The sequence below is a fragment of the Oligoflexia bacterium genome (genome assembly GCA_034439615.1).
GTDB lineage: Bacteria > Bdellovibrionota > Bdellovibrionia > JABDDW01 > JABDDW01 > JAWXAT01.
Genome location: JAWXAT010000014.1, coordinates 1 through 15,766, shown reverse-complemented (window position 1 = coordinate 15,766; position 15,766 = coordinate 1). Strand labels below are relative to the sequence as shown.

Genomic DNA, 15,766 nt, shown 5'->3' with positions numbered 1-15,766 from the left:
ATGAGCATTAAAGAACAAGATCCTAAAATTTTTGAATATATTGAAAAAGAAAAACTTCGACAACTCGAAGGCCTTGAAATGATCGCCTCTGAGAATTACGTATCAAACGAAGTTCTTGAAGCTCAAGGAAGTGTGCTCACAAACAAATACGCTGAAGGTTATCCAGGTAAACGCTATTATGGTGGTTGTGAATTCATAGATCAAATTGAGCAAATAGCAATTGATCGCGCAAAAGAACTTTTTAAATGTTCACACGCCAATGTTCAACCCCACTCAGGTTCACAAGCCAACATGGCCGTTTACATGGCCGTACTCAAACCTGGTGACACGGTTTTAGGAATGGATCTCTCTCATGGCGGGCATCTCACCCACGGCTCACCTGTTTCGTTTAGTGGAATATTATATCGAGCCACTCACTATGGTGTGAGCCAAAAAGATAAACGCCTTGATTATGGAATTATTCGCGAACGTGCAATTGCAGAAAAACCAAAAATGATCATCGCGGGTTTTTCGGCTTACCCACGCACCCTAGATTTTGCAAAATTTCGAGAAATTGCCGATGAAGTAGGCGCAAAACTTTTTGTAGATATGGCACATATCGCAGGCCTTATTGCCGCTGATCTTTCACCTTCACCAATCCCCTACGCAGATTACGTTACAACAACCACACATAAAACACTTCGTGGTCCTCGCGGTGGAATGATTCTTTGCAGTGAAGCCCTTGGAAAAGCTGTGAACTCAAAAATATTTCCTGGCATTCAAGGTGGCCCACTTGAACACGTCATTGCGGCAAAGGCCGTAGCATTTGGAGAAGCCCTTAAACCTAACTTTAAAAAATATGCTAGGCGAGTTATTGATAATGCCAAAACATTAGCCGAAGTACTCATGGGTCATGGTTATGATCTTGTCACTGGCGGAACTGACAATCATTTAATGCTTATTGATTTAACAAATAAAAATATTACCGGTAAAGATGCTGAACATTGGTTAGACCAAGCTGGCATCACCGTAAATAAAAACACTGTTCCCTTTGAAACAAAAAGCCCTTTTATTACTAGCGGAATTCGTATCGGAACACCTGCTCTTACAACTAGAGGTATGGGTGTGACTGAGATGAAAATCGTAGGTTCTTGGATTCACGAAGTGTTAAAAGCTGGTGGTGAATCAAAAGTCACATCAACCGTTCGTGGCCAAATCAAAGAACTTTGCCAAGGATTTCCAGTTTTCAAAGAATAATCAAAAGTAATTTAAGTCACAGAAATACATTTTTCCATTAGACCCCGACTTGACCAAAGGCGAGAAATATCAGCTCACCTTTCGTTGACGCCGTGGGACTGGCATAATTATAGGTAACTACTGTTTTCTTCAGCCATGGATGGGACCTATGAATATCTTAATTGCCAATGATGATGGTATTGAATCTCCAGGAATTTTATTACTCGCAGAAGCACTTGAAAAACTCGGTGACATAACAGTTGTGGCTCCACATCGTGAACGTTCAACCAGTGGCCATAGCCTCACTCTTCATAAACCATTACGCTGTGTTGAAACTAAAAAAAATTATTACGCAATTAGTGGAAGCCCTGCTGATTGTGTTTACATGGCCACTCGACACATCATGAAGAAAAAGCCTGACATAATTGTGAGTGGTGTTAATCGTGGAGCAAATTTAGGAAATGATATTTATTATTCTGGTACCGTAGCAGCAGCCCGCGAAGGAGCTTACTTCGGAGTCAAAGCATTAGCATTTAGTTTATCATTGGGTCATCACCTCGAAAAGGTTTCTATGCACTGGGAAACCGCAGTGGCCTTTGCAAAGATTTTTGTTCCCATGGCTATAAAAGAAAAATACCCACTTAATCATGTTATCAATGTGAACATTCCCAATCTTCCGATGAATCAAGTAAAAGGTGTTAAGATTTCAAAACAAGGTCGCAGATACTACTCTGATGAAATTGAAACACGCCTTGATCCGCGTAATCGCCCCTATTATTGGCTCGGTGGAGAATACAAAGGTTTTGATGATATAAAAGGCAGCGATTGCAATCATATCGATGAAGGATACGTCAGCATCACACCGCTAAAATTAGACTGTACCAATTATGAACTCATGGAGGAGTTTAAAAAGTGGGAAATCGGTTTTGGCGGGTAACACTACTCATAATTTTTGCGATGCTTAACCTCAACTGTTCATCGACACCACATCGTAAACCTGCGTCTATTCCAAATAAAAAAAACGGTCTCTATCTTGTTTGGCCCATTGCTAAACCCAAAGTCTCGCAAGAATTTATTGCCGAAGACGATGGCTCACATCATGATGGTATCGATATCGCAGCCCCTAAAGGAACACGCATCTATGCTCCAGCCGACGGGCGAGTAGTTTATGCAGGCCAAAAATTTTCGGGCTATGGCAAAATGATTATTATTGAGCACAATTCAAAAACCGCTACCCTCTATGGCCACTGTCATAAATTACTAGTGAAATCCGGAGAACTCATTAAACGCGGAAGTCTCATCGGACTCGTTGGTAAAACAGGACGCGCCACTGCACCACATCTTCATTTTGAAATTCGCGTGAATAAAAAACCAGTTGATCCGCTGGAGTACCTTCCGTGAAATTTTTATTTTTACTATTATTTATTTCACAAGTTACGTTGGCACAAACGCCGACACCAGCACAAAGCCAATCATTTGAGGCCGATCTTCCTCAATTTAAATGGGATGAAGTAAATAGCATTATTGATGAAATCAGAGAGCAAAACCCTCCACGCAATTATCGTTTTAAAATTAAAACAGGTCTTGTTCAAATGATTACCAATACCGCTGACACTGTAAAATTAGGCCAAAATGGAAATCTCTATGCAATTGGCGGCGAAGCAGTAAGTAATTTCTGGGGCAATCTTGGTATTGAAGCACGGGGAATATACGCACAAAACATTGTGCCTGATGTCGCATCAACTAATAAAGCTGATGCCTATATGACGTGGCTCGACATTGGCCCTCGTTACACATTTTACTTTGACAATACTCGTCTTGATGACAACCTAGCTTTTAAAATTTTATATCACCAAAGTGATTCAAATTTTAAACTGATGGACACAACTGACAAACTTTTCATCACCCAATACAAAGGAATTTCTTTTGCTATAGAAAGAAGCATCCCTATTACAAGAAAGCTTGGAGTACTCGCAGCATTTGATCTGCTCCAGATTTTTTCTGCACAAACCCCCTCTCGCCTTAAAGTTGTACAATATGGTTATGGATTTGAAATTCAAGGTGAAATATACTACCAACTAGATATTTTCGGAAAAGTTGTTCGTATGGGCGTTAGTTATTGGCAGCAGGGAAATGAAAACAATTTAGAAGATAAAGACTTTCTTGCACGTAATAGCCAATTTCAGTTAGCTAGAAGTATTTTTTTAAACCTGACTTTACTTGAATAGGATAAACAAATGGATCACGGACTCATCATCACATTAGTGCAGTGGGCTGTTTCAGCAATTGCACTTATGGCGACATCATATTTTTTATCTGGATTTCAAGTAGGTGGTTTTTTATCTGCACTCGTTATCTCAGTTGTCATTGGTTTTGCAAATTTTTTTATTAAGCCGATATTAGTCTTACTGACATTACCTCTAAATATCATAACCCTTGGCTTGTTTATGATCATCATCAACGGAGTTATTTTAAGATTTTGCGCAGCTGTTTTACCTAACTTTAGTATAAAAAATTGGTCCACAGCATTTTTAGGCGCAGTGGTACTAGCTATCTTAAATGCCATTCTTCATACGATTATTGTTTAGGTACTGGCGAAGGACTCACTGTTGCAGTCGCTGAAGGGTTTTTGCCTGCTGAGCTTGAAGTGTTAGCATTTGGCTTAGGTGGTTTAAACGCTGGTATTTCAGTTGGCAAACCACAAGTTGCCAATTCAAATTCTAAACCCAAAGTAAGATTTAATATCGGATACGCCTGTAAAAAACTTTGAATATGCTCAGCTAAAACCATATCTTTTTCATCGCCTAAAACAAGATCACCAAATATTCGACCGACAATATTCTCAGATCTTAAATCTCGACCGATGCCTCGGTATCGTTTCAAAAATTTAACTTGTCGATCATAGGGGGTCGCTTGAATTGCATGAAAAAACTTATGCAGAGAATCTATTGTCACATGCCTTTGATATTCAGTTATTTTTATATAATTTTTATTATTCCATTTAATAAAATTTGTATCGCGTACTTGAAGATTATGAATTTTGTCAAAGAAAACATCATTTAATAATTTCTCTCTTAAAGCAGGCTCAATGGGCTCGCAACTCAATGCTTCACCAACATGCTTACAATTTATTTGTTCAATAATTTTATCTAATTCAGAAGGCTCAGCATTTTTAGCTTGTGCTGATATCAATGATTCAATGAGTTTATCGGTTTCATTGTTCCATCTCACCTGCTCTTGGGATTCAGTAAAATTAAGAGATGTATCGGCCTTAAGTGCTTCACAAATTGGGGACACTAAACGAGCTGGTTTTGTATTAAGAATTTTTAACCAGAATTCTTTTTCTGGTGGAGTAATTTCCAATTTTTCTAAAAGTATAATGGCATGGTCGTAATTTTTAAATCGCAGATCAACAGCGAACTGAATAAAATCAGGCATGTGTCTATAATTTCGACCATATGCTAGTTTTGCTTTTTTATCATCGTTAGTAAGAATGCTCTTGAAAGTTTGGTTTACTTTTTGCGCCAATGTACTTTCTACGGGCTTAATTTTTTTAGCGTTTTCTGAAGAAGGTGTGCGTGAAGTAGATCTAAAACGCTTCACAGGTCTTATTTCAGTATTCTCTTCAGTAACAATTTGATTTTGTGCACAACCTGCGATCAAAAAAGCGCAGATTATGATGCGTCGCTTCATTGTAAGTTCTCCTATCTAAATATTTGATGAAGATCTCAAAACTTGCAAGACCTTTATGACGCAATGTATGTTTCACCCATGAAAATCACTGCAATTTCGACCCGTATTTTTCATTTAAACGAAGATTTAGTCAGTTTTATCACGACTCATGTGAAATCGTTGCCTGAAGGGTCAATTTTGCTGGTTACCTCTAAGATTATCTCATTAGCTGAAGGTCAAATCGTAAATCATTCTGAGACTTCAAAAAAAGATCTCGTTAAAAAAGAAGCCGATATTGTTTTATGCGAATCATATAAAACATATCTCACCATAAAAAATAATATTTTAATCCCCGCAGCCGGAATCGATGAATCAAATGCTGAAGGAAAATTTTATATTCTCTGGCCAAAAGATCCTTACCAAAGTGCAAAAGACCTTTGGTTAACAACCAAAACTCATTATCAGATTAAAAAACTAGGCATAATTCTAACAGATTCAAGATGCACACCTTTACGTAAAGGTGTGAGTGGCGTTGGTATCTCTTATTGGGGATTCAAAGGTGTAGATAGCCATATCGGAAAACCCGATATCTTTAATCGACCGATTGTTATGAGTACCACCAATATAGTTGATGGTCTCGCAGCTGCTGGGGTACTGGTCATGGGTGAGTCAAATGAACAAAAACCACTGGCATTGATTGAAAATTTTGAAGCTGAATTTTGTGATGAAGTGGATCCTAAAGAATTAATCATGCCGCCGGATCAAGATATATTTGGCCCAGTAATAAAAATGAATTAAGCTTTCAATTGAATCATGCCTTCATACGCTCAACTGAAATAACGCCTTTTACTTTTTCAAGCTCTTTCATAACCTTTTGAAGATGGGCTATGTCATGAACACTCACTTCAAAGAGACTAATGGCTTTTTGATCTTTTGTTGTTCTAACTTGGGCGGTATGAATATTCACCCCTTGTTCAGCAAAAGCTTCAGACATTTTTTGCAGTAACCCAGGTTCATCCACACAGACGATGCGAAGTTTAGCCACACGCTCTGTTTGCATATCAAGGTTCCAGGCAACATCGACTCTGCGATCTTGATCCATGTCATAAACTTTTGGGCAAATTGCAAGATGAACCGTTATACCTCGCCCCCTCGTAATAAAACCCACGATCGGATCACCTGGAATCGGACTACAGCATTTTCCAAAACGCACTAAAATATCACTCATCCCGTGAATCTGAATTGCTGATCTAGATTTAGATGATTTTTGAATTGCTGCTTTAAAAACTTTTCTTAAAAAAGTATCAGGCTCTGGAGGTTCTTTAAGTGGCTCTTTTGTTTTTTCTGGAGCTAAAATTTCAACAATTTTTAATGGTGCAATCTTGCCATAACCCACTTGTGCGATGACATCGTTTAATTCTGATAGTGCTAATTCTTTAAGAAGTTTTTCGGTATGAATGGGTTTTAAAAAATTATTAAAATTGAGATCATATTTTTTAAATAATTTTTCAATCATCTCAGTACCCAAACTAATCGCTCGAGCACGCTCTTCACTTTTAATATAAGCTCTGATTTTATTTTTAGCGCGACTTAAATAAACCATCTTGAGCCAATCTTTTGTTGGCTTTTGATTCGGTGATGTAACAACTTCGATACTATCCCCGTTTTTAAGTTTATGTTTAAAAGGAACAATCTTCCCATTCACTTTTGTAGCAACACAATGATTTCCAACGTCTGTATGCACACTGTAGGCAAAATCAAGTGCAGTGGCTCCGAACGGAAACTCCATGACATCGCCATGGGGAGTAAAAACGTAAATATCACCTGCAAATAGATCGGTTTTAATTGTCTCTAAAAATTCTGATGGGTCTTTGAGCTGTTGATGCCATTGCAAAAGTTGATGGAGCCATTCAAAACGTTTTTCTGTTTCTTTATCGATGCCCCCACCTTCCTTGTATTTCCAGTGGGCAGCAATTCCACGCTCTGCAATCAAATGCATTTCATGGGTTCTAATTTGAATTTCAACACGCTCACCACCCGGGCCAATAACTGTTGTATGCAAACTTTGATAGTTATTGGCTTTAGGCATAGCTATAAAATCTTTAAAACGCCCAGGGATAGGCTTCCAAATATTATGAATAACACCTAAAACCTCATAACACTCAACCATTGTATCAACCAAAACTCGAAACGCTAAGATGTCATAAACTTGTTCATAATCAATGCTGCTAGCTTCCATTTTTTTATAAATTGAATAAAAATGTTTTGGTCTGCCGTGCACTTCAGCTTTAACACTTTCTTTTGTTAATTCTTTTTTCAAAACCGAGATAACTTCAAGAATGTATTTTTCCCGTTCATTTTTTTTCTTAGAAACTTTTTGAGAAAGCTTTTGATAAATTTCAGGTTTTAAATACCGTAAACTTAAATCTTCAAGTTCTATCTTTAACCAGCTGATACCAAGTCTATTTGCCAGCGGTGCATAGATATCTAGGGTTTCTTGAGAAATAATCACTTGTCGATCGATGGGCATATGATTCAGAGTTCGCATATTGTGGAGGCGATCAGCGAGTTTTACTAAAATCACTCGAATATCTCGCCCCATAGCGATAATCATTTTACGTATATTTTCTGATTGTTTTTCGTGGGTATTACGAAACGACATTTGAGAAATTTTAGTCACACCATCTACAAGACTAGCGATTGTCGGCCCAAATAGTTTTTCAATATCTTCTAATGTGGCAACTGTGTCTTCTACTGTGTCGTGTAAAAGGCCAGTGATGATCGTGTCGAGATCCATGTGCATTTCAGCAAGGGCGGTGGCAACACCCAATGGATGAAGTATGTACGGATCTCCAGATCTACGGAGTTGACCAGAATGTGCTTTTTCTGAAAATTTATATGCTTTATCTACTAAAGCGAGATCGGCGAGCGGAAAATAAGACGTAATTTTATCTTTGAGCTGGGCAAGAGCTTTTGTGGGTGTGATATTTTTTTCGCCCTTCGAAATGTCTTTAAAGGACTCACTCATTTGAGTTCCGTGCAATAAGAATTAAGAGGGCAAGCACATTAACGATTCAAGTCTTGTTCAATTTGATCTTCAGCAGTGCCATCACCTACATCATACCAAACTTTATTCGCTGCAACTTCGCGAAGTGCAGTAACAATAGCTTTATTATCTTTTACACTTACCAAAGGTTTAGAACCGCGCATAATTTGTTTAGCACGTTTAGAAACTAACATTACCAATGCAAAACGATTAGCAACATTTGTAAGACAATCTTCAACCGTAATACGAGCCACGAAGCACTCCTTTATTTTACTTTAGCTAATCAAATTAGCTATTTCTGAGCGCAGTTTCAACTACTTTCTTAAACTGTGCATAGGCTTCTTCTAGATTCTCATTAATGAGCTGGTGTTTAAAGTGAACGGCTTGAGCCATTTCAGATGCCGCATTTTTGATTCTGAGCATGTAGTTATTGGTTTTTCCTTGATCCCTTGATTTAAGCCTTCGCTCTAACTCCTCGATAGAAGGAGGTAAAACAAAGATCGTGAGGGCATCTGGGAACTTATTGAGAAGAGTTTTAGCTCCCTGAACGTCAATATCTAAAATAATGGGCCTTCCTGATTTAATTGCCGTTTCGATCTGGGCAAAGCTTACTCCATAGCAGTGGTCATGAACCATGGCATGTTCTACAAAAAAGCTCCTGTTTTTCTTCTCCTCAAACTCCGCCATATCTACAAAGAAGTAATCAACACCATCGTCTTCTTTATTACGTGGCGGGCGTGTCGTAAAACTCACATTTTCAATGATTTCTGGGTATTCCTCAACAAGGCGGGCACAAAGGGTGGATTTCCCGGCACCACTGGGTGCTGAAACGATGATAAGGCAAGGCTTGAGCCGTGACTCACCTTCAAACTTTAATATGCGTCCATGACGGAATGCTTTCATTTACTCCACATTCTGCACCTGTTCGCGCAGTCTTTCGATGCAGGTTTTTGCCTCAATAACATCTAAAGTTACTTCAAGAGCCTGAGTTTTTGAACCCATGGTATTGATTTCTCGATGGAGCTCTTGAGTGTAAAACTCAAGCTTCTTGCCCACACTTACTTTTTCATTCAACGCAAGTCTATAGGCCTTGATGTGGGTTTCTGCACGAATGAGCTCTTCTTCGATATCGGCTTTATCCATTAGAAAAACAGCTTCTTGAGCAAGCCGTTGAGGATCAATTGCTATCCCATCAGCAAGTGCTTTAAGACGCTCACCCAGTTTTGCTAGAAGCTGGCTATCAATGATCTTTTTTTTCTTCTTAATATCAGTAATGAATTTTTCAAGTGTATCTAATAGATCTGAAAACGTTTTGAATTGGGCTTCGCCTTCTCTACGTTTTTCGCCCAAGCAAGCTTCTAATGTTTTTTCTACGGTTTCATAGACGGCTGATTTTTCCCAGTCTTGAAGTTCTTCATTACCGGAAATTTGCATCATATCGGGAACACGTAAGAGCGAGGCAAATGTTGTATCGTCGTTGAGATTAGTAAACGACGCTAACTCTTGACAGGCCTTCACCCACGCTTTTGCTAATGAGATGTTGGGAGTGACAACGATATTGGCGTCTTTTGTTTCAATAGTGCGATAAATAGAAATATCGAGTGTGCCACGCTGAATATATTTTGAGATTTTTTTCTTAATTTCACCTTCAAGACTTGAGTACTCACGAGGCATACGAAAGCGTGTTTCTAAAAAACGACCATTCACACTTTTAATTTGGATATTTAGGGAAATCTTCTCATTCTTAAAAGCAGACGTCCCAAACCCGGTCATGCTACTTATCATGAGCGAAGTATTTGAAATTTATAGAATTTTGTCAAGCTTTACGCTGTGTATTGATTATCTAATACCTTGTTTATCTCATCCATGATGTTTTGGTTTGTATCATCGGGGTCAAACCAATGAATGGTATTATCTCGTTTAAACCAAGTGCTCTGTCTTTTAGCCAAGGCCATAGTATTTTGGGTAATTAAATCTTGAGCCTGCTTTATTGAAATTTGCCCATCAAGATGCATTACACATTCTTTATACCCTACACTTTGTAATGGGCGTAAGTCTTTAGAGTATTTTTTTACAAGTGTTTGCGTTTCATTAAGTATCCCTTGCTCAAACATATTATTCGTTCGAACTTCAATAGCATTTTTAAGAACTTCTTTTTTACGACGAAGTCCCAATTGTACTAATGTGTAAGGAAATTTTTGCGGATTAAAATCATTTCGAATTTGTGTTGGCCCTTTACCTGAACGAATAAGTTCAAGTCCTCTTAAAATTCTATATGTATCGTTGGGATGAATCTTTGTCGCATATTGAGGGTCAGAAATTTGAAGCTCCTCATAAAGTTCTGTGCTGCCGAGAGCTTTTAAATCTGCCTTTAACTTATGTTTCACTTCAGTTGAAACCTCAGGAATATCATGCATTCCTTTTAAAAGAGCTTGAAGATAAAAACCCGTTCCGCCAACCAAGATTGCAAAATCTTTTGAATCACTTAATGTTTTTAAAATCTGGAGTGCCTGTTTTCTAAAATCACCTGCAGTGAAAACTTCTGTGGGTTTAATTTCATCAATAAGGTGATGTCTGATGGCATTAAGCATTTCGGGTGGGGGTTTAGCAGTACCGATGTTTAATTCTTGATAAATTTGTAAGCTGTCAAAACTTATAATTTCTGTATTTAATTTTTGAGCTAATTGAAATGCGATAGCGGTTTTTCCGGTAGCAGTAGCGCCGCAAATACTTACAACTTTCACACAATTCTCTTAAACATTTTCTCAAGTTCATGCAGCCCTAATTGAACACTTACAGGCCTTCCATGTGGGCAAAAACTTGAAAAAGAATAATCATCCATTTGATTTAAAAGTGATTGCATCTCAGATTGGCTAAGTACTCTCCCCGCTCTGATTGCGCCGTGACAAGCCATTGAGGCCCATATTTCACCCAAAAGGTCATCGATTACCCCTTTGGATCCGCAATCAAGTATTTGCTCACCTAGACGCTCAAAAAGTGGAGCTAAACCTACATCAATTAAAAATGCGGGCCTAGCTATTATACTTAATGTAGTGGGACCTCTTTGGGCTAAGTCAAAACCAAGTTCATTAAATATTTTCTCATATCGAGCTTCAGTAATTGCCTCAATAGCTTCAGCCGGAAGTTCAATGAGTTCTTCTAAAAGGGCTGCTTGTTTTTCAACATTATTTTTTTGAAAATTATTTTTTAGCCCCTCAAATAATACTCTCTCATGTGCCGCATGTTGATCAATAAGTACCAATGCTTTTGCAGATTGAGTCACAAGATATGTATTTGAGTACTGACCAATAAGTTGAAGTGATGACCATGCACCTTTTGGTTTTGCTTCAGGCATAACGGCATTTAGTAAATCAGTTGAATTATCTTTAGGCGCATTGTTTTGAAATGAAGATTGAGCTAAAAATCGAGATGTCTCAACTGCGTCTTCTTGAGCCGCTGTGTATGCTCTTTGATTGTATTGAACTACGGCATCACGCACGAGATTTTGCTGTGTATGAGTATCATAGATAACATCACTTGATTTATTTTGCTGAGCACCTAATTTTTTCTCTAATGCCTCTTTAACAGTTCTACTAATAAATCTAAAAACAGCTGAGGGGTTAAGAAATTTTACTTGTGCTTTTGTAGGATGCACATTCACATCTACAGAACCTGGATCCACATTGAGTTTTAATACCGCTTGTGGGTATTGATGCTGCATCATGAGATTTCGATAACCTTCAAAAAGTGCTTGTTGAATTATGCGATCAACCACAGGTCTTGATTGTACAAAAAGCCAAATACCTTGTTGGGTGGCTAAATTCCATTGTGGCAATACAAGTACAGCTTGAAGCTTAAGCCCCGACTCGACTGCCTCAATGAGTAAAGCTTGATTTGGCTCGACATTTAAAACTTGGCATGCGCGTTTAAAAAAATCTTGTTTACCCCATTGATAAATAACACGACCAGATTGCCTTAATGTGACTTGTAATTCAGGATGACTTAAAGCAAATGATCGTACAGTTTTTTTAATTGCCGCTGTTTCACCAGCATCAGATTTTAGAAATTTCTGTCTTGCTGGAACATTAAAAAAAAGATTTTTAACTACAACTTGGGTTCCGCACAATGGCGCAGCAGGAACCGGCCCCTCGGTTTTTCCTCCGTAAGAAATAATTTTTGAACCCGATGGTGATTCTTTTTTACCGCTATGAAGTGAGAGTTCACTAACAGCCGCCAAAGATGCCAGGGCTTCGCCGCGAAAACCGAATGTATTTAAACTCATTAAATCATCAATTGATTTAATTTTACTTGTTGCATGTCTCTCTAATGACAATGGCAGTTCATTAAGATCCATACCGTGACCATCATCAAGTACTCGAATTTCAGTTTTACCACCTTCGTCAAAATCTATTTCAACGCGCGTGGCTCCGCTATCAGCACTATTTTCAAGTAGCTCTTTTAATGCACTTGCTGGTCTTTCAATAACTTCACCGGCTGCAATTTTATTAATGGTCTCAGAATCTAAGATTTCAATCGGACGCATCTGTTAACCCCAATTTGTAATAAAACTAACCGTTTATATCTAAAGGGCTATTATTCCCATCGAGTGTTTCTGTTTCAGAAGCAATGTAGGTGCGAGGAAATTTTCCTTTTTTACGCAAATCACGAGCCTTAATAAATCTGTTTTGAGGCAAAAAAGATTGAAGCGTTCGTTTTTGAAGCTTTCTTTTAGACATGGCTTTTTCAATATAAATGGGTTCATTGGTGTGAGGATTTTTTTCTGTATAATACATGGCAGTCGCTAAGGTCATAGGCGATGGGATAAAATCTTGAATCTGTTCAGGGCGCATTTTATTAGCCTTGAAATACTCACTCATTTTTGAAGTTTTATTTAAATCTGAACCAGGAAAGCTTGAAATAAAATAGGGCGAGAGCATCTGTTTTTTGCCAGCTTCTTTGCTGTATTGATTAAAATACTCTACAAATTTATTGTATTCTTCAATGGGTGGTTTTTTCATAAGTTTTAAAACCATGGGGTCGGTATGTTCAGGCGCTACACTCATCACTCCACCTGTGTGGTGTTGAGTCACCTCTTTTATATATTCTGGCGTTTGAAGTGCTAAATCATAGCGAATACCACTTGCGATAAAGACATGTTTAACACCTGGAGTTTTACGAATCATCCGCATCATTTCAATTTGTGGTGTTTGATCGGTGTCTAAATTAAAACAAGGCTTTGGAAATAAACACGACATTTTTTTACACAACTTACAAATGCTTTCATCTTTACCAGTGAGCTTGTACATATTTGCACTCGGCCCACCAAGATCTGTAATTGTGCCTGCCCATCCGGGAATATTTTTTAATTTTTCGACTTCTTTTTTAAGACTATCCGGGCTTCGAGATTGAATCTCTCGCCCCTGTTGTAAAGTGATCGCACAAAAGCTACAGCCACCAAAACATCCACGATTTGTTTGCACTGAGAATTTTATAACTTCATATGCTGGTATGGGCTGCACATACATTGGATGGGGCCGTTTAGTAAAAGGCAGCTCGTAGATATCATCAAGCTCTTTTGTTGAAAGTGGCAATACAGGAAGTTGAGCTACGACATAACGCCCTTGGCATGGTTCGATAAGAATTTTTGCGTTATGGGGATTACTCTCACGCTCAATTGTTACAGCTGATTTATTAAATTTTGCATGACTAAGATTTATTTCTTCTACTGTGCCATTAAGTGGGGCTTGAATTTCTTCAAAACTCGCCATAACAATGCGTTTGTCTTCAGGAATCGAATCAATATTTTTATGAATGCGAGCAGTACCACGAAAAGGAGGAATGTTATCAACGGTTCCTCCAGATTTAAAATGATGGGCAATTTCTAAAATTGTTTTTTCACTCATTCCGTGACAAAGAAGATCAGCACGTGAATCAAAAAGAATACTTCTACGTATTTTATTATCCCAATAATCAAAATGGGTAAATCGTCGTAAACTTGCTTCAATACCACCGATAATAACTGGCAGCCCCGGAAATGCTTTTCTAGCTAAATTTGTAAATACGATTGTTGCTCTTTCAGGTCTTAGATCAGGACTTCCCCCGGGTGTATAGGCATCGTAATCGCGAAGACGCTTAAGGGCTGTGTATTTATTAATCATGCTATCCATTGAACCAGCACTCACACCGCAAAAAAGTTTTGGTGTTCCCATGCGGGTGATATCATCAAAATTGCGCCAATCAGGTTGCGCGATGATACCGACTCTATAACCTTTTTTTTCTAATACCCGACCAAGTAAAGGAATGCCAAATGTGGGATGATCAATGTACGCATCACCCGTGATGAGAAGAATGTCTAATTCATTCCAACCACGCTTATTCATCTCATCTTTTGTTGTAGGCAATAATTCAGATTTTTCGCTCATAAATATGAGCGCACCATATCATGAAAGAAGGGCGCGAAGTACGAATTTCAAGCGAATGGGATCATGATTAAGAGTAAATTTGAAAATTTTTCGCGCCATATCGTATCCGTAGACTGCTCCAAACACAAGCTTATGGCCCTTTTTAGCATGGCGCCAGGTCACTCGCCTCCTGTTACGGTGAAAATGATAGAGAGTGTATAGCGGATTGCCATGACAGGTTTTACCTATACCGTGATTTAAAACAATTGAGGGCAAGAGATCTAAACTAACACCTTGGGCCCTGGCTCGAAGGCTATAATCCACATCATCCCAATAGGTGCCAAGACTTGCGTCAAATTCCCCTATTTTATCCCAGGCTTTTTTAGAAATCAAAAACGCAGTACCCGGAACGTAGAATCCAGGATCATTCACGTCAGCTTGATTTTCTAAATTATGATGAATGAGTTTACCTTTGAAAAAATCAACTTTGGCACCCAAAGAATCAATCGTACCTGTTTTTCTTCTCTCAATTCGAGGGGCCATTATATAACTATCACTTACATAACCTGGCCATTCATCAAATGATAACTTTTCAAGTGTCGTATCGTTTGTCACAAATAAGACACGCTCTACGTTACTGCTAAATGCCGTTCGTAAACCGTGATTAGCCCCACCAGAGAAGCCTTGGTTCACTTCTAAAACGAGGTGTTCCACTTGCGGGAATTCAGCTTTAAGTTCATTTACGATTTCAGTTTGTGATCCGTTGTGAACAAGATAGATTGGCCTTGTTGTAAAATGACCAAGTACTGAGTTTACGCATCTCTTGGTCAATTCAATATGATTAAAACTTAAAATTACTGGAATTGTTTTCATGCTAAATGTACTAATCCCAGCCGCTGGTTTTGGCAAACGAAACTCTGATTGGCCCATTAAAGAATTAATGATTCATGAGGGCAAAGCTCTTATAGAGAATTCTTTTACACATCTTTTAGAAACAAATACAGAGTTTAAGGTCACCATCATAACGCGCGAAGAAAAACTAGCGCGGCTTAAAACTTGGGCAGATGGGTTTGAATTAAAAAATAAAACTGATTTTAGAATTGATTTTATTATTCATAAGCCAATCGAAAAACAAGAATGGCCCATGACACTTTTAGCTTCACATGAAAAGTGGGAAGAAAAAAATCTTGTTTTGCTTCCTGATACTTTGATCATTAGTTCTGAGAAATTATTGAATTGGTTTGATAAAACTCTTGAAACTTCGCACGCTGCATTTGGTGCATACAAAATGGAGCTAAATGAAATCTCAAACTTCGGGAATTTGATTTTAAAAGAAGATCAACCTCTGCATGAGCATGAGCATGAGCATGAGCATGAGCATGAGCATGAGCATGAGCATGAGCATGAGCATGAGCATGAGCATGAGCATGAG

16 protein-coding genes are annotated in these 15,766 nt (G+C 38.3%); 7 read left to right on the top strand and 9 right to left on the bottom strand.

Annotated features, from left to right (window positions below; translation table 11 throughout):
• The 5 genes from glyA to SGI74_03860 all read left to right on the top strand — a co-directional run bounded on the left by glyA (position 1) and on the right by SGI74_03860 (position 3,803).
• Positions 1-1,236 (top strand): serine hydroxymethyltransferase, encoded by a 1,236-nt coding sequence (glyA, locus tag SGI74_03880; GenBank protein MDZ4676628.1) that lies wholly within the window; start codon positions 1-3, stop codon positions 1,234-1,236.
• A 148-nt stretch (positions 1,237-1,384) separates the two neighbouring features.
• Positions 1,385-2,152, top strand: coding sequence for a 5'/3'-nucleotidase SurE (gene surE / locus SGI74_03875; GenBank protein ID MDZ4676627.1), 768 nt, complete (start codon positions 1,385-1,387; stop codon positions 2,150-2,152).
• Entirely contained in the window at positions 2,128-2,616 is a 489-nt protein-coding gene (locus tag SGI74_03870; protein ID MDZ4676626.1) for a M23 family metallopeptidase, read from the top strand. The genes surE and SGI74_03870 overlap by 25 nt, the downstream gene beginning before the upstream one ends.
• The gene (locus tag SGI74_03865; protein MDZ4676625.1) at positions 2,613-3,443 is read left to right on the top strand and encodes a hypothetical protein; all 831 of its coding nucleotides are present in this window, start codon (positions 2,613-2,615) and stop codon (positions 3,441-3,443) included. The genes SGI74_03870 and SGI74_03865 overlap by 4 nt, the downstream gene beginning before the upstream one ends.
• Positions 3,444-3,452: 9 nt before the next feature.
• A complete protein-coding gene (locus SGI74_03860) occupies positions 3,453-3,803 on the top strand; it encodes a phage holin family protein (protein ID MDZ4676624.1) in 351 nt (116 codons plus the stop codon).
• On the opposite strand, the gene SGI74_03855 is transcribed toward SGI74_03860, so the two are convergent.
• The gene (locus SGI74_03855; protein ID MDZ4676623.1) at positions 3,793-4,908 is read right to left on the bottom strand and encodes a hypothetical protein; all 1,116 of its coding nucleotides are present in this window, start codon (positions 4,906-4,908) and stop codon (positions 3,793-3,795) included. The genes SGI74_03860 and SGI74_03855 overlap by 11 nt on opposite strands.
• A 78-nt stretch (positions 4,909-4,986) precedes the next feature.
• Between SGI74_03855 and SGI74_03850 the strand changes: the two genes are divergently transcribed.
• On the top strand, positions 4,987-5,685 hold the full coding sequence (locus SGI74_03850; protein MDZ4676622.1) for a coenzyme F420-0:L-glutamate ligase: 699 nt from the start codon (positions 4,987-4,989) through the stop codon (positions 5,683-5,685).
• Between the two features lie 13 nt (positions 5,686-5,698).
• Here SGI74_03850 and SGI74_03845 read toward each other — a convergent pair whose 3' ends face one another.
• The 8 genes from SGI74_03845 to SGI74_03810 are packed head-to-tail and all read right to left on the bottom strand — an operon-like array spanning position 5,699 to position 15,207.
• Positions 5,699-7,915 carry a bifunctional (p)ppGpp synthetase/guanosine-3',5'-bis(diphosphate) 3'-pyrophosphohydrolase gene (locus tag SGI74_03845; GenBank protein MDZ4676621.1) on the bottom strand — a complete coding sequence of 739 codons (2,217 nt, stop codon included), beginning with the start codon at positions 7,913-7,915 and terminating at the stop codon, positions 5,699-5,701.
• Positions 7,916-7,953: 38 nt separating this feature from the next.
• Entirely contained in the window at positions 7,954-8,187 is a 234-nt protein-coding gene (gene rpoZ / locus SGI74_03840; protein MDZ4676620.1) for a DNA-directed RNA polymerase subunit omega, read from the bottom strand.
• A gap of 34 nt (positions 8,188-8,221) precedes the next feature.
• Positions 8,222-8,836: a guanylate kinase gene (gene gmk, locus SGI74_03835; protein MDZ4676619.1), complete on the bottom strand. Its 615-nt coding sequence runs from the start codon at positions 8,834-8,836 to the stop codon at positions 8,222-8,224.
• Positions 8,837-9,718, bottom strand: coding sequence for a YicC/YloC family endoribonuclease (locus tag SGI74_03830; GenBank protein MDZ4676618.1), 882 nt, complete (start codon positions 9,716-9,718; stop codon positions 8,837-8,839).
• A gap of 38 nt (positions 9,719-9,756) precedes the next feature.
• Positions 9,757-10,677, bottom strand: a complete 921-nt coding sequence (gene miaA, locus SGI74_03825) for a tRNA (adenosine(37)-N6)-dimethylallyltransferase MiaA (GenBank protein ID MDZ4676617.1) — start codon at positions 10,675-10,677, stop codon at positions 9,757-9,759.
• On the bottom strand, positions 10,674-12,476 hold the full coding sequence (mutL, locus tag SGI74_03820) for a DNA mismatch repair endonuclease MutL (GenBank protein MDZ4676616.1): 1,803 nt from the start codon (positions 12,474-12,476) through the stop codon (positions 10,674-10,676). The genes miaA and mutL overlap by 4 nt, the downstream gene beginning before the upstream one ends.
• Positions 12,477-12,501: 25 nt before the next feature.
• On the bottom strand, positions 12,502-14,355 hold the full coding sequence (locus SGI74_03815) for a YgiQ family radical SAM protein (GenBank protein MDZ4676615.1): 1,854 nt from the start codon (positions 14,353-14,355) through the stop codon (positions 12,502-12,504).
• 18 nt (positions 14,356-14,373) lie between these two features.
• Positions 14,374-15,207: a glycosyltransferase family 2 protein gene (locus SGI74_03810; GenBank protein MDZ4676614.1), complete on the bottom strand. Its 834-nt coding sequence runs from the start codon at positions 15,205-15,207 to the stop codon at positions 14,374-14,376.
• Between SGI74_03810 and SGI74_03805 the strand changes: the two genes are divergently transcribed.
• Positions 15,206-15,766, top strand: a 561-nt coding sequence (locus SGI74_03805) for a hypothetical protein (GenBank protein ID MDZ4676613.1), incomplete at its 3' end; no start/stop codon positions are given. The two genes, SGI74_03810 and SGI74_03805, sit on opposite strands and share 2 nt — an antisense overlap.